Genomic DNA, 13,471 nt, shown 5'->3' on the forward strand with positions numbered 1-13,471 from the left:
CGGGGCCGGTGCCCTGGCGTCGCCTCTGGGCCGTAGCGGCACCCGGCGCCTTTGCCGCGCCTCCTGGGCCGTCCGGGCGCCCCGCGTCGGCACCCGTTCCCCGGGCGCGCTGGTCCGGCCGGCGGCGCATCCGATTCCGCATGACCGGTGCGCCGCGGCTTATTCCAGTGCATGCTGTGCATCATGAGGCGTCGAGTTCCTGTCTGGAGGCCGAACGAGTGCGCGGCGGCAACGGGCGACGGCGCCTGACCAGGCGCGTCTCCACCACGAGGAGCGGCGGGGCGCACCGCTGGACGGGGGCGCGCGGCCGGCTCCGCAGGGGCGCGGCCGAAGGGTTCCCCCTGGACCGGCTCACGACCCGCGGCCGGCTCGCCTGGCTGAATTCCGCCGCCTCCCGTATCGGCACGACGCTGGATCTGGAGCGGACGGCCCAGGAGCTCGCCGAGTTCACCGTGCCGGGCTTCGCCGACGGCGCCGCCGTGGACATCCTGGAGAGCGTCCTGCGGGGCGACGAGGGTGCGCGGTGGACGGGTACGGGCCTGCCCCGGATGCGGGCCACCGCGCTGTCCGCCGTCGAGGAGCTGTCCTCCCTGGAGCCGACTCCGGTGGGTGAGACTTTCGTCCGGGACGAGAAGCATCACGAGACGCTGCTCCACCGCTTCTGCCTGCGGCAGGGCAGGCCGGTCCTGGTGAGCCGGATGGGCGAGGACGACTACCTGAGAGTGGCGCCGACGGAGAGCGCCGCGGCGAAAATGCGCGCCTCCGGAGTCCACAGCTACCTCGCGGTGCCGCTCATCGCCCGCGGGCTGTTGCTCGGCACCGTCGACTTCGTGCGCGGCCCGGGATCCCCGCCGTTCTCCCGTACGGATCAGGCGCTGGCGGAGCAGCTGGCCTCGCAGGCCGCCGTGTTCCTCGACAACGCCCGGCTGTACGGGCGGGAGCGCGAGCACGTGGTGACGCTGCAGCGCACCCTGCTGCCGCGCGTCACCCCGGTCACACCCGGGCTGCGGGTGCACGCCGAGTACGCGCCCTCGGCGGCCCACCACGGGGCGGGAGGGGACTGGTACGACGTCATGGCGCTGCCCGGCGGGCGGACGGCTCTCATGGTGGGCGACGTGATGGGGCACGGGCTCCCGGCGGCCGCCACGATGGGCCGTCTCCGCGCGGTCGCCCGCACCCTGATGACACTGGACATGGCTCCGGAGCGGGTCCTGGCCCGGCTCGACCTGGCCACCCGCGATCTGGAGGACGAGCAGGTCGCCACGTTCCTGTGCGCGGTGCACGATCCCGCGGACTCGACGTACACCATGGCCCTCGCGGGGCACCTGCCGCCGCTGCTCGTCGACGGGCGGGGCTCCGCCGAGTTCGTGGACGTACCGATCGGCGCGCCACTCGGTGCGGGAGTGATCCCGTACGACGCCGTGCGCTTCAAGGTGCCGGAGGACGGCAGCCTGGTCATGTACACGGACGGCCTCATCAAGTCCCGGCAGGCGGACGTGAGCGAGCAACTGGAACTGCTGCGCTCGGTGGCCCGCGGACTGTCCCCGGAGGACCTCGCGGGCGATGCCCTGGTGCGGTGCGCGCCGGCCGGTGCCGCCAGGTTCGACGAGGCCGTGCTCCTCACCGCGACGACCGCTCCGGGGGTCGGCGACGACCTGTGCGTCTGGCCGCTGCCGCAGGACGGGCGCGCCGCGTCCGCGGCCCGGCACCTGGTCAGGGACCAGCTCGCCGTCTGGGACCTCGACGAGCTGGCGGACGTGTGCGAACTCGTCGTCTCCGAGCTCGTCGGCAACGCCCTCCGCTACGGCAACGGGCCCGGCGCGCTGCGCCTGCTGCGCGGCGAACGCCTCGTCGTGGAGGTCGCGGACACCGGCCCCGACCTGCCGCAGATCCAGCACGCGGACCTGAGCGACGAGGGCGGCCGCGGCCTCCAGCTCGTCAACATGCTCTGTCGACGCTGGGGTTCCGGCCGCACCGTGACCGGCAAGGTGGTCTGGGCGGAACAGAACATCCCGTCCTGAGGGCCCGGGCGGCGGCCGACCGGGCGCCTGCGCCGGCTTGTCCCGCATCTCGGTCCCGAGGTTCTCGCCCCCGCGAGCCGGCACGAGAAGTCGTGGCACCTCGACGAACACGTCGGGGCGGTTACGCGGCGCTGGCGCCCCCGGGAACCACCGACGGATACTTCCCCATGCCGGCCCAACCGGTCGGCGCCCTCCACTGGGCCGGAACCGAGACGGCCAGCGAGCACGCCGGATACGTCGAAGGCGCCATCGAGTCCGGCGAGCGCGCCGCGCGCGAAGTGACGAGAGCCTGCGGCACACCGCGCAGTGAAGACACCGAGTCGGCCCCGCGCCCTCGTCAAGGGTTCGCGCGCGACGCTCAACGGAAACGCCAGGTCAGCGCACCCGCCCCCGGGCCTTCAGCTGGGTCGCCGGGACCTCGGGCGCGTCCAGGCGGGCGCCGTCGTACCCCTTGACCTCCCCGAAGCGGGAGCCGGTCATCCAGTCCTCCCGCGCCTGGCGGATCTCCTCGTCCGTGCGGCCCACGAAGTTCCACCACATGACCAGTTCCTCCTCGAACGGCTCGCCGCCGAGGAGCATCAGACCGGCGTCCGAGGTCGCGCGCAGGGGGAGTTCGGTGCGGCCGCAGCCCAGGTAGAGCATGGAGCCGGGGAGCACGGGGACGTCGTCGACGTGGGCCTCGCCGGACATGGCGAGGACCGCGTACTCGAAGTCGGGGTCGAGCGGGAGGCGCAGTTCGGTGCCTGCGGTCAGGGCGAGGTCGGCGCCGGTGAGGGGCGTGTAGGCCGTGCCCGGGGAGACCGCGCCGTCGAGCGCGCCGAGGATGACCGTGGCGGTCAGACCGGGGGCGGTGACCCGCGGGAGCTCGGCGTGGTGCTGGAAGTGCGGCTCGACGTGGCGGTGGGCGTCGGGGAGCGCGACCCACAACTGGGCCCCGTGCAGGTAGCGGGCGTGCGACGCGGGGCTCTCCTCGGAGTGGGAGATGGCCCGGCCCGAGGTCATCAGGCCGAGTTCGCGCGGCCGGATGGTCTGCAGGCTGCCGGTCGAGTCGCGGTGCAGGACCTCGCCCTCGTGCAGCCAGCTGACGGTCTGCAGACCCATGTGCGGGTGGGGCGGGACCTGCATGCCGGGCTCGTCGGCGATGTCGTCGGGGCCGTAGTGGTCGACGAAGGCCCATGCGCCGACCATGCGACGGCCGAGGTTGGGGAGCAGCCGGCGGACCTCGGTCGATTCGCCGAGCTGGACGTGGCGGGGGCTGAGGAGTTCCCGTACCGGTTCGGCGACGACGAAACCCCGGCCGCCGCAGACCTGGAGCGTGGCCTGGCGATCAAGATTGCTCATGACCCTCAACCTATTCCTGTCGGGGGTCGGTACGAGGCGGACCCGCGCCGCAATATTGGTGGAATGTTCAACAAGCATCGGGTGTTGAGCCGGGCGAAGGACGAACGACCACCTCGACCACCTCGACCACGGAGAGAGTGAGCAGTGAGCGACGAGACGTACTACGAGTTCGGCACGGCGGCCGACCGATGGAGCCGCGCGCAGCTGTTCTTCGAGTCGAAGGAGTACCTGACGGCCGCCCGCATCCTGCGCGGCCTGGTCGCCGAGCACCCGGACCAGGCGGCCCAGCGGCTGCTGCTGGCCCGCGCGTACTACCACTCGGCCCAGCTGACCCGCGCCGAGGAGGAGCTGCGCGCCGTCCTGGAGCGCGACCCCGTCGAGCACTACGCGCGGTTGATGCTCGGCCGCACCCTGGAGCGCCAGGGCCGGGCCGACGAGGCCGCGCCGCATCTGCGGCTGGCCGCAGCCATGACCGGCGACACGGTCGAGTAGACCCTCGAGGACGGGCGCGAGGCGCGCCGGGCCGGGGCGCCTCGCGTACCCGCCGGGGGTATTCGGATAGTCTCGGCCCATGCACGTGGGACGAGAGCGGCAGAGCCGTACACGAGCGGGAGGCGCCCTGGCGCACCTCCTGCTCGTCGTCGTGCTCGCCCTCGGCGTCTTCGTGATGCACTCGGTCGGCCACCCGGAGGGCTCGTCGGGGAGCGGTACGGACGGGATGGCGCATGTCGCCGCCGCCACCGGCCTCGCCGACGGTCTCCCTGCCGAGACCACCGACGGCGCCTCCGCCCCGGAGCGGCACCACGGCGGCGGCCACGGGAAGTCGACCTCGCATGACCCCGACGGCACCGGAACGGACATGACCACGCTCTGCGTGGCCGTCCTGGGGGCCTGGCTGCTCCTCGCGCTCGTCCGGGCCGCCCTCGCACGCCGTCCGGACCGGACCGCCGCGCTGCTCGCCGGACTGCTGCCGGCCCTGGGCCCCCACGCCCCTCCGCCCCGTCCCCCCGACCTCGCCCAGCTGTCGATTCTGCGGATCTAGGCCGACACGCCACCGCGGGCGCCTCGTGCCGCCCGCAGACGCGCTCGACCGAACCCGATCCACGATCCGCAACGACAGCACACGAGGTGTGACACCCATGCGTACCTTCGGCACGCCCACCGCCCGCCGCACCACCCGCCGGCTCGCGCTCACCGGCGCCCTGGCCACCGCCGCGCTCCTGCTCGCCGCCTGCGGCGGCTCCGGCGCCTCCGGTGACTCCACGAGCGGCACGGAGCACGGCAGCCAGGCCTCCGCCACCCCCTCGGCCGGCGCCTCCGCCGGGGCCTTCAACGACGCGGACGTGATGTTCGCGCAGATGATGATCCCGCACCACGAGCAGGCCCTGGAGATGGCGGAGCTCGCCGACGGCCGCGCCGCGGACCCCGAGATCAAGCGGCTCGTCGCCGCGATCGAGAAGGCCCAGGACCCCGAGATCCGGAAGATGCGGTCCTGGCTCAAGGCCTGGGGCAGGCCGGAGTCCGCGGGGCACGGCGGCCACGGCATGCCCGGGATGATGTCCGACACGGAGATGAAGGACCTCGCCGCCACGAAGGGCAAGGCCTTCGACCGCAGGTTCGCCGAGCTGATGATCGCCCACCACGAGGGCGCGGTGGCGATGGCGAGGACCGAGCAGAAGGACGGCGCAGACGGGGCCGCGAAGCAGGTGGCCGACGACGTCGTGCGGACGCAGGACGCCGAGATCGCGCAGCTCCGGAAGATCCTCGACCGGCTCTGAGCGCCCCGGGCGGCGAAGATCGTCCGTGACGGCCGGTGGCGAGGGCCACCGGCCGTCCCGGACGCCGAGGCCAGGGCGGGACGGCCGGCCGCGGCCGGCCGTCCCGCCGACGCGCAGTCCGGTCACTTCACCTGGTCGGGGGGCCGCAGCCGACCGAACCCGGCCTCCGGCGAGTGGACGGTGACGGTGCCTCCGCCGAGCATCTCCGCCTTCTGCCGGAGCCGGGCCACGGCCGCCGGGCTCGGCCGGCCGTAGAGGTCGATGGAGCGCATGCGGATGAGTTCGGCGAAGGCGCGGAACCGCGGTCCGCCGAGCTCCAGGTGGAACTCCAGGGACGCCGAGTCCGGGTGGACGGCCAGAAGGGTCATGGTCGCGCCGGGCTCGTCGACGAAGAAGCGGTACGCGAGCAGCCGGGGCTCGTTGGCCTCGACGAACGCGGCGAGGTCGCGCATCGCGCTCCTGACCTCGGCGAGCCTTCCCTCGCGCAGGTCCGAGTGGTCGACGTAGTAGAGGGGGTCCGCCATGCCGCCCGAAGGTACCGGCGGCGCCGCGTCACGGCCGGGCGGCGCGCGGAGGCCTACCCAGACCGGCGGACGGAGACCGCGGGTCTACCCAGTCCGGCGGACGGAGACCGCGGGTCTACCAGTCCAGCGGACGGAGACCGCGGGCCCACCAGTCCGGCGGACGGCGACCGCGGGTCTACTCCCAGGTGCGCGAACAGAGAACGAGGCGGTAGCCGTCGGGGTCGGCGACGGTGACGCCGTGCTCGTCCCAGTAGGGATTGTGTGCCGCTACGCGGGTGCCGCCGTGCGCGGTCAGGCGGTCGACCAGGGCCTCCTCGATCGGACGGCCGAGGTAGACGACGAAGAGGTCGTCGACGGTCGGCGTCGGCTCCACGGGGTCTTCCGGATCGTGCGTCAGCTCGAAGTGCCAGCCGCCGCCGGCCGGGCCGACCATCAGCAGGTCGTGCTCACCGGACACCCGGTCGGTGCTGCGCCACCGGACCTCCAGGCCGAGGCCCGCCACGTAGAAGCGCTCGGCGGCGGCGAGGTCCCGGGGGGGGGCGGGCGACGCGCACGTGGGTGGCGGCGTCGATCACGCCGAGGCCTCCAGGGCGGCGCGCCAGACGGGGCTGTCGACGTAGTGGTTGTCGAAGTGCTCGGCCGAGTCGGCGATCTTCTTGAAGTCGGCCTCGCCGCGCATGACCCGGCCGAGCAGGCGCAGGTAGTCGAAGCGGCCCATGCCCGGGGTGAAGACGAACAGGACGTCCGCCTCGCAGCCGGGAGCGGCGGCGAAGGCGTGCGGGGTGTGCGGCGGCACGGCGAGGAAGTCGCCCGCGTTCAGGACGGTGATCTCCTCGCCGACCAGGACCCGCAGGGAGCCGCCGATGACGAAGAAGAGCTCGGTCGCCTTCGTGTGGAAGTGGGCGGGGGCTCCCACGGCTCCTTCGGCGAAGGTCGAGCGGTAGCTGGTGAACCCGCCGGCCGTCTGGTGCGAGTCGGCGAGCAGGGTCATGACGCTGCTGGGATCGGCGCAGGTCTCGGCCTCGGCGTGGCGGGTGAGGACGGGGGCGAAGGGCGCGGCCGGGGTCGCGGCGGTGGCGGACTCGGGGTGGGTGGTGTCGGTCATGACGCCGACATTACGATCATGAAATCCGAGCCCGCCATTCCGTTTCGGCGGCTCCCGCGCATCCCTACCGTCCGGCGGTGTGCACCACCTCGCCGCCCACGACGACGGTCTCGGCGACCGTGCCGGGGATCGCGTCGGGGTCGATGCGCAGGATGTCCCGGGAGAGGACGACGAAGTCGGCGAGCTTGCCGACGGTGAGCGAACCCCGCTCGTGTTCCAGGAAGTTGGCGCGCGCCGAACCCATCGTGTAGCCCTCGACCGCGGTGACCACGTCGATGGTCTCCTCGGACGTCCAGGCCTCCCCGCCGCCGGGCGGGCGGCGCGTGACGGCGGCGTGGATGCCGATCATGGGGTCCATCTCGGCGACGTTCCAGTCGCTGGACAGGGCGAGCAGGGCGCCGGCGCGGTGCAGGCTGCGCAGCGGCCAGGCCTTGTGCCAGCGCTCGGGGCCGATGTTCTCGGCCCAGTCCTGGCCGGGGCCCGCGATGTCGGGGGCGGCGTGCCGGGGCTGCATGCAGGCGGTGACGCCGAGTTCGGCGAAGCGCGGGGTGTCGGCGGGGTCGAGGCATTCGACGTGCACGATCTGGTGGCGGGCGTCGCGGGGTCCGTTGACGGCGCGGGCCCGCTCGACGGCGTCGAGGACGGTGCGGATGCCGCGGTCGCCGGTGGCGTGCACGAAGCACTGGAAGCCGCGGGCGTCGAGGCGGGTGAGCAGCTCGGCGAACTCCTCGGGCGGGTAGAAGGTGTCGCCGCGGTGGTGGCCGCAGCCCGCGTACGGTTCGAGGAGGGCCGCGGTGCGCGGTTCGACGACGTCGTCGATGTAGAGCTTGAGTGGTCCGACGCGCAGCCGGTCGTCGGCGAACTCCCCTGCGGCCGCGGCGAATTCGTCCAGGTCGGCGTCATCGGTGCCGCGCGGGTGGAACAGGGCGGCGACGATTCGCGAGCGGAGCCGTCCCTCCTCGCGGGCGCGCCGGAACAGGGCGAGGTCGTCGAGGGAGTTCTGGGGTTCGACGACGGTGGTGATGCCGTAGCCGATGGCGTCGTCGAGGCTCTTGGCGAGCCGCCCGTACTGACGGTCGGCCGAGGCCCACGGCACACCCAGCTCGCGCAGCGCCCGGTGGCCCTCGCGCGAAAGCCCCTTGACGGCGAAGTCCTTGACGAATCCGGTGGGTTCGCCGCTGGTGGGGTTGGTGACGGCGGTGCCGAAGGGCAGGTCCGTACGGTCGGCGCGGACGTCGAGGGCGCGCAGGGCCGCGGTGTTGAGCCACGCGGTGTGCACGTCGTAGCTCAGCACGATCGCGGGGGTGTCGCCGGTGACGGGGTCGAGGTCGGCGGCGGTGGGCATCCGGCCGCCGGGGACGGCGGAGTAGTCGAAGGCCTCGGCCTCGATCCACGGCGCTTCAGGGTGGCGGGTGCGCCAGGTGCGGATCCGGGCGTGGATCTCATCCAGGTCGCGGGCGCCGGCGAGCTGGACGCAGGCGTCGTCCGAGCCGAGGCGCACATGGTTGTGGGCGTCGACGAAGCCGGGCAGCACGAGGCGGCCGCCGGCGTCGAGGACCCGGGTCCCGGGGCCGGCCCAGGCCTCGGCCTCGGCGGCGGCGCCGACCCAGACGATCCGGCCGTCACGCACGGCGAGCGCCTCGGCCTCGGGCAGCTCGGGGTCGACGGTGTGCACGCGGGCGCGGGTGAGGAGGAGGTCGGCGGGGGCGGGGCGGTTCATGGGGGTCTTTCTCCTGCGGTACGAGGGGAGGCGGGCGTTCGGGCGGGCGCGACCGGCCGCACCGGCGTGACATGGCCGCGGGAGGCGGCCGTGACGCGGCCGTCCGGCGCGGGAGGCGGCCACGACGCTGCTGTCCGGCGCGGGAGGCGGCCACGATGCTGCCGTCCGGCGCGGGCGTCAGGCCGGTGCGACGGGTCGCGCGGCGCGCGGCGCGGTCAGGCGGCCGCGAAGGGCCGCACGGTGCGGCGGGCGAGGAGGACGTGGACGGCGGCGGAGACGACGGCGCCGAGCAGGGACAGGTCGGCGCCGCCGAGCGGGGCGACCAGCGGGCCGGTCCAGAGCTCGGAGTCGCAGGTCAGCGCGGCGAAGAGCATTCCGGCGAGCAGCGCGGTGAGTCCGGCCGGGTGCCAGCCGGCCCGGTACCAGTAGGTGCCGTGCTCGCCGGCGTGCAGCGCGGCGGAGTCGTAGGCGCAGCGGCGCAGCACCATGTCGGCGAGGAAGACGCCTCCCCACGGGGCGAACACGATGATCAGGAGGGAGAGGAAGGAAAGCAGCGAGGTGGTGAAGTCGGCGAGGAAAAGGGCGCCGAGGGAGCCCGCGGCGGTGACGGCGGCGCTGATGACGATGGCGCGGGCGCGGCTCCAGGGGATGCCGAGGACCTGGAGGTTCAGGCTGGACGAGTAGAGCGTGATGATCGAGTTGGTGACCGAGCCGCCGAGGACGAGCGCGAGGAACAGCGGCTGGAACCAGCCGGGCAGCAGCCCCTCCGTGCCGGCGACGGCGTCCGTCATGTCGGCCTGGGTCGCGGCGGCCACGCCCGCGATGCCGAGGGCGACGGAGGACACCAGGCCGCCGAGGCCGCCGCTCCAGGTGAGCGCCTTCAGGGAGGTGGTGCGGGGCAGGTAGCGGGTGTAGTCGGCGGGCATCGGCACGTACGAGAAGGGGCCGGCCAGCATGACGACGAGGGCCAGGCTCCAGCCGGACGCCCCGGGCGCGGCGGCCGGGGCGCCGGTGTCGGCGCCCGGCAGGACGAAGGCGAGCAGGGCGGCGAAGCCGGCCGCGAGGACGTAGGCCATCCAGCGCTCGGCCCACTGGACGGTGGCGTGTCCCCACAGCGCGACGGTGAAGGTCAGGGCGAGGGTGACACCGAGGGCGACGGCGCGGGGCAGGGGCCCGCCGCTCCAGCCGAGGTCGGCGAGGAAGGCTTCGAGGGCCAGCGTGCCGACCACGGTGTTGACGATGGTGTAGCCGATGCTGACGACCCAGTTGAGCAGGCCGGCCGGCCAGTTGCCGCGGACGCCGAAGGCGGCGCGGGAGATGACGAGGGTGGCGGTGCCGGTGCGGACGCCGCTGAGCCCGGCGGCGCTGATGGCGAAGAAGGAGAGTCCGCCGAGCACGACGACGCCGGTGGCCTGCCAGAAGGAGAGGCCGAAGGAGACCGCGAGGGCGCCGTTGATGACGTAGGTGAAGGTCAGGTTCGAGCCGAACCAGAGCCAGAAGAGGTCCTTGGCCCCGCCGTGCCGCTCGCTGTCGGGGATGGGGTCGATGCCGTGGCCCTCGACCTGGAAGACCTCGTCGCGGCCCGCCGTGGCCGCTGTCGCGGGCGCCGCCTCGTGTCCGAGCACACCGCACTCCCCTCGTGGATACCGATCGGCCGCCGGGTGCGCACCGATCTTGAACGCCGTTCTAAGTTCTTGAATGACATTCAAGATGGGGGCAGGGATCCGGCCACGTCAAGACCCGGCCCGGTTGCGATTAGGGTCGACCCCGTGGACGGAGTCGACACGAGGAGGGCAGCGGTGGCAGCGGCGGCGCGGGCGGGACGGCGGCGGGACGGCAGCATCACGCGGGAGCGGATGCTCGAGGAGGCCATGACCGCGATCGCCGAGGACGGCCTGGCCTCGCTCACCATGTCGGCGCTCGCCGAGCGCCTCGGGACCAGCGGCGGCCACATCCTGTACTACTTCGGCAGCAAGGACCTGCTCCTCCTCGCCGCCCTGCGGTGGAGCGAGGAGGCCCTCGCCGAGGAGCGGCGGCAGCTGCTCGCCCGCCGGACCACCGCGCCCCGCCGGCTCGACCTGTTCCTCCGGCTCTACCTGCCGCGGGGTCCGCGCGACCCGCGCTGGACCCTCTGGATCGAACTCTGGGCGCGCATTCCGGCCAACGAGGAACTGCGCACGGCGCAGGCCGAACTCGACCGCGGCTGGCAGGAGGATCTGGAGGCGCTGCTCGCCCAGGGCGTCGACCGGAAGCACTTCGCACCGACGGACGTCACCGCCCGCGCCTCCGAACTCCTCGCGCTCCTCGACGGGTTGAGCACCCGCGTGGTCCTGGGCGAGGACCCGCTCGGCCGGGACACCAGGAGCGCCCTCGACGCGGCCCGCGCGGCGGCCGAACTGCTGGTCCCCCGGCTCACCCCCGCCTCCTGACTGCCGCTCAGTCCGTCGGCGGCGGCTCCCACGGCAGTGGCTCGGACGGTGCGAACGGCCAGGCGAGCGCGCCGGGATGACGGCTCGTCTGTTCCGCGTACCAGAGGACCTGCTCGGTGTGCAGCGCCGGCCGGGACAGCCTGGCCAGCGGCGGGTGACACTCGGCGACGGCCCGGGCGACCAGGAGGGCCGCCCCGGCGTCCGAGGCGGGATCGCCCGGGCTCGCGTGCGGGACGCCGTACCACTCGGCCACGGCCCGCAGGGAGCGACTGCCCGGGCGGTACCGGTCGACGTGCCGGTCCAGCACGAGCGGGTCGCAGACCGGGGCCACCCCGGCGGGCAACCGCGCGGCGAGCGAGGGGAGTTCGTGCCGGAGGAGCTCGGCGTGGAGCATCGTCAGGACGTACGGGGCGAACCAGACGACGAGCAGCTCCCCGGCGGCGAGGTGGTCGGCGGCGAGGGTGGCCAGTTCGTCGAGGGACGCGGCGGGGTCGCTGTGCGGGGCCCCGCCGGGGCCACCGGCCGGAGCCCGCGTCCGGGCCCGGGCGCCCGACTCCTCGGCCTCGGATCCCGGAACCGACTGCCGAGCCTCGGATCCCGTGCCCGACGGCCGGGCCTCGGATCCCGGACGCGACCGCTGGGCCTCAGGCCCCCGACCCGCATACCGGACCTCGGCTCCCGTGCCCCGCTCCTGGGCCTGGGACCCCGGACCCGGCGGCCCGACCCGGGATCCCGGACCCGCCTCCTGGACCTCGGGTTCCGGGTTCCAGACCCCGTCCCACACCGTCCCGTCGCTCCCCCGCAGGGCCGCGGACCGGATCCGGTCGACGGCCGGCCGGTTGCCGGTGGCGCCGATGTCCAGGGACAGCAGTCGCCGCCGGTGCCAGCCCGGATGGTCGCCCCGGGGCGGCGGTCCCGGCTCGGGAGCGTGCTCCGGGTGGTAGACCTCCCAGGCCTTCGGCCCGTGCCGCAGCAGCCCGGCCCCCGCCGGGACCGGTCCCCCGCAGCGCGCGCAGGACGCGTCGTACTCGTTGGCCCGGTCGCCCGGGCTCATGCCGGGTCCGCCCCGTCCCGGTACGCCTCCAGGAGCCGCAGCCAGGCCTCGCTCAGGGTCGGGTAGGAGGGAACGGCGTGCCAGAGGCGGGCGAGGGGAACCTCGCCGGTGACGGCCACCGTGGCCGAGTGGAGGAGTTCGCCGAGGCCGGGTCCGACGAAGGTGGCGCCGACGACGGTCTCGCGCTCCAGGTCGACGACCATGCGGGCGTGCCCGGCGTACCCCTGCGCGTACAGCTCGGCACCGGCGACCGAGGTCAGGTCGAGATCCACGGCCCTGACCCGGCGCCCCGCGGCCTCGGCGGCGGCCAGGGTGAGCCCGACGGCGGCGGCCTCGGGGTCGGTGAAGACGACCTGGGGGACGGCGGCGTGGTCGGCGGTGGCGCTGTGCGGCCCCCAGGGCGTCGTGTCCACCGCCCCGTCCCCGGTGGCCCGGACGGCGATGGCGGCGCCCGCGATCCGCGCCTGGTACTTGCCCTGGTGGGTGAGCAGGGCACGGTGGTTGACGTCCCCCACCGCGTAGAGCCAGTCGTGCCCGAGGACCCGCAGGCTGTCGTCGACCGACAGCCAGGAGCCCGGTTCCAGGCCGACGCTCTCCAGGCCGATGTCCTCGGTGCGCGGCCGGCGGCCGGTCGCGAACAGCACCTCGTCGCCCTCGACGTGGTCGCCGCCCTCCAGGACCACGGTGACCGGGCCGGTGCCCCCGTCGCGGACCACCGCGGCGACCGAGACGCCGGTGCGGATGTCGGCGCCGCGCTCGGCGAGGGCGGCGGCGACGTGCTCGCCGGCGAAGGGCTCCATCCGGGGCAGCAGTCCCTCGCCCCGTACGAGCAGGGTGACCTGGGAGCCCAGCGCCTGCCAGGCGGTCGCCATCTCCACGCCGACCACTCCCCCGCCGACGACGACCAGGCGCTCGGGCACCCGGCCGGAACTCGTGGCCTCCCGGCTGGTCCACGGGTGGGCGCCGGGCAGCCCCGGCAGATCGGGGAGGACGGCGCGACTGCCGGTGCAGACGGCGACGGCGTGCCGGGCGGTGAGGACGTGACGATCGCCCTCCGGTCCCTCCACGACGACCCGGCGCGGCCCGTGCAGACGGCCGTGGCCGCGGTAGAGGTCGGCGCCGGTGGACGCGACCCAGGCGGCCTGGCCGTCGTCCTTCCAGTCGCCGACGACGGCGTCGCGGTGGGCGAGCACGTCGTGGGCGTCGAGCGGGTGAAAGGCGTGGCCGCGCAGTCCGGCGACCCTGCGCGCCTCGGACCGGGCGATGGCGGGCCGCAGCAGCGACTTGCTCGGCATGCAGGCCCAGTACGAGCACTCGCCGCCGACCAGTTCCGCCTCCACCACCGCCACGTCGAGTCCGGCCGCGCGGACCCGGTCCACCACGTTCTCGCCGACCGGACCCGCGCCCAGAACCACCACGTCGTAGTCGAGTGTCATGGGTTCCAGTCTGGGGGTCGTGACCTGGAATAGCGCGGCTCGATACACCGTTGTGCGTGGCGG

General features: G+C 74.3%; 13 protein-coding genes and 1 pseudogene. 6 read left to right on the forward strand and 8 right to left on the reverse strand.

The genetic code is table 11. The features are described from left to right. Positions 1 to 218 precede the first annotated feature (218 nt). Together ACIRQF_RS04590 and ACIRQF_RS04595 are read left to right on the forward strand one after the other, a co-directional pair. Positions 219 to 2,021, forward strand: a complete 1,803-nt coding sequence (locus ACIRQF_RS04590) for a SpoIIE family protein phosphatase (RefSeq protein WP_404089530.1) — start codon at positions 219 to 221, stop codon at positions 2,019 to 2,021. Positions 2,022 to 2,113: 92 nt separating this feature from the next. After that, entirely contained in the window at positions 2,114 to 2,476 is a 363-nt protein-coding gene (locus ACIRQF_RS04595; protein WP_404088810.1) for an FAD-dependent oxidoreductase, read from the forward strand. Here the strand turns inward: ACIRQF_RS04595 and ACIRQF_RS04600 are convergent. Continuing rightward, a complete protein-coding gene (locus tag ACIRQF_RS04600) occupies positions 2,397 to 3,362 on the reverse strand; it encodes a pirin family protein (RefSeq protein WP_404088812.1) in 966 nt (321 codons plus the stop codon). The two genes, ACIRQF_RS04595 and ACIRQF_RS04600, sit on opposite strands and share 80 nt — an antisense overlap. Before the next feature lie 144 nt (positions 3,363 to 3,506). Here ACIRQF_RS04600 and ACIRQF_RS04605 point away from each other — a divergent pair, with 144 nt between their 5' ends. The 3 genes from ACIRQF_RS04605 (at position 3,507) to ACIRQF_RS04615 (ending at position 5,140) form a co-directional block, all read left to right on the forward strand. Then, the gene (locus ACIRQF_RS04605; RefSeq protein ID WP_382485278.1) at positions 3,507 to 3,854 is read left to right on the forward strand and encodes a tetratricopeptide repeat protein; all 348 of its coding nucleotides are present in this window, start codon (positions 3,507 to 3,509) and stop codon (positions 3,852 to 3,854) included. A gap of 79 nt (positions 3,855 to 3,933) precedes the next feature. Continuing rightward, positions 3,934 to 4,404 carry a DUF6153 family protein gene (locus tag ACIRQF_RS04610; RefSeq protein ID WP_404088814.1) on the forward strand — a complete coding sequence of 157 codons (471 nt, stop codon included), beginning with the start codon at positions 3,934 to 3,936 and terminating at the stop codon, positions 4,402 to 4,404. Positions 4,405 to 4,501: 97 nt separating this feature from the next. Beyond that, a complete protein-coding gene (locus ACIRQF_RS04615) occupies positions 4,502 to 5,140 on the forward strand; it encodes a DUF305 domain-containing protein (RefSeq protein WP_404088816.1) in 639 nt (212 codons plus the stop codon). Between the two features lie 122 nt (positions 5,141 to 5,262). On the opposite strand, the gene ACIRQF_RS04620 is transcribed toward ACIRQF_RS04615, so the two are convergent. The 5 genes and pseudogenes from ACIRQF_RS04620 to ACIRQF_RS04640 form a co-directional block, all read right to left on the reverse strand. After that, positions 5,263 to 5,664 carry a hypothetical protein gene (locus ACIRQF_RS04620; RefSeq protein WP_404088818.1) on the reverse strand — a complete coding sequence of 134 codons (402 nt, stop codon included), beginning with the start codon at positions 5,662 to 5,664 and terminating at the stop codon, positions 5,263 to 5,265. Between the two features lie 175 nt (positions 5,665 to 5,839). Continuing rightward, positions 5,840 to 6,239, reverse strand: a pseudogene (locus ACIRQF_RS04625) (VOC family protein). Further along, on the reverse strand, positions 6,236 to 6,769 hold the full coding sequence (locus ACIRQF_RS04630; protein WP_404088820.1) for a cupin domain-containing protein: 534 nt from the start codon (positions 6,767 to 6,769) through the stop codon (positions 6,236 to 6,238). Before ACIRQF_RS04630 ends, ACIRQF_RS04625 begins: the two are co-directional and overlap by 4 nt. Before the next feature lie 64 nt (positions 6,770 to 6,833). Next, positions 6,834 to 8,489, reverse strand: coding sequence for an amidohydrolase (locus ACIRQF_RS04635; RefSeq protein ID WP_404088822.1), 1,656 nt, complete (start codon positions 8,487 to 8,489; stop codon positions 6,834 to 6,836). 215 nt (positions 8,490 to 8,704) lie between these two features. Then, positions 8,705 to 10,114 carry a purine-cytosine permease family protein gene (locus ACIRQF_RS04640; protein ID WP_404088824.1) on the reverse strand — a complete coding sequence of 470 codons (1,410 nt, stop codon included), beginning with the start codon at positions 10,112 to 10,114 and terminating at the stop codon, positions 8,705 to 8,707. Between the two features lie 231 nt (positions 10,115 to 10,345). On the opposite strand from ACIRQF_RS04640, the gene ACIRQF_RS04645 reads away from it, so the two are divergent. After that, positions 10,346 to 10,918 (forward strand): TetR/AcrR family transcriptional regulator, encoded by a 573-nt coding sequence (locus ACIRQF_RS04645; RefSeq protein ID WP_404089532.1) that lies wholly within the window; start codon positions 10,346 to 10,348, stop codon positions 10,916 to 10,918. A 7-nt stretch (positions 10,919 to 10,925) separates the two neighbouring features. Here the strand turns inward: ACIRQF_RS04645 and ACIRQF_RS04650 are convergent, their stop codons facing one another. Both ACIRQF_RS04650 and ACIRQF_RS04655 read right to left on the reverse strand, forming a co-directional pair. After that, positions 10,926 to 11,972, reverse strand: coding sequence for a hypothetical protein (locus ACIRQF_RS04650; RefSeq protein WP_404088826.1), 1,047 nt, complete (start codon positions 11,970 to 11,972; stop codon positions 10,926 to 10,928). Then, positions 11,969 to 13,408: a dihydrolipoyl dehydrogenase family protein gene (locus ACIRQF_RS04655; protein ID WP_404088828.1), complete on the reverse strand. Its 1,440-nt coding sequence runs from the start codon at positions 13,406 to 13,408 to the stop codon at positions 11,969 to 11,971. Before ACIRQF_RS04655 ends, ACIRQF_RS04650 begins: the two co-directional genes overlap by 4 nt. Positions 13,409 to 13,471 lie beyond the last annotated feature (63 nt).

It is taken from the genome of Streptomyces sp. NPDC101191, from assembly GCF_044767915.1.
Taxonomy (GTDB): Bacteria; Actinomycetota; Actinomycetes; order Streptomycetales; family Streptomycetaceae; genus Streptomyces.

What these genes read in the sequence shown, in the direction of transcription:
- ACIRQF_RS04635 (WP_404088822.1), bottom strand. Translation starts at nt 8,489, where the DNA reads ATGAACCGCCCCGCCCCCGCCGACCTCCTCCTCACCCGCGCCCGCGTG.
- ACIRQF_RS04645 (WP_404089532.1), top strand. Translation starts at nt 10,346, where the DNA reads ATGCTCGAGGAGGCCATGACCGCGATCGCCGAGGACGGCCTGGCCTCG.
- ACIRQF_RS04620 (WP_404088818.1), bottom strand. Translation starts at nt 5,664, where the DNA reads ATGGCGGACCCCCTCTACTACGTCGACCACTCGGACCTGCGCGAGGGA.
- ACIRQF_RS04650 (WP_404088826.1), bottom strand. Translation starts at nt 11,972, where the DNA reads ATGAGCCCGGGCGACCGGGCCAACGAGTACGACGCGTCCTGCGCGCGC.
- ACIRQF_RS04600 (WP_404088812.1), bottom strand. Translation starts at nt 3,362, where the DNA reads ATGAGCAATCTTGATCGCCAGGCCACGCTCCAGGTCTGCGGCGGCCGG.
- ACIRQF_RS04610 (WP_404088814.1), top strand. Translation starts at nt 3,934, where the DNA reads ATGCACGTGGGACGAGAGCGGCAGAGCCGTACACGAGCGGGAGGCGCC.
- ACIRQF_RS04615 (WP_404088816.1), top strand. Translation starts at nt 4,502, where the DNA reads ATGCGTACCTTCGGCACGCCCACCGCCCGCCGCACCACCCGCCGGCTC.
- ACIRQF_RS04630 (WP_404088820.1), bottom strand. Translation starts at nt 6,769, where the DNA reads ATGACCGACACCACCCACCCCGAGTCCGCCACCGCCGCGACCCCGGCC.
- ACIRQF_RS04655 (WP_404088828.1), bottom strand. Translation starts at nt 13,408, where the DNA reads ATGACACTCGACTACGACGTGGTGGTTCTGGGCGCGGGTCCGGTCGGC.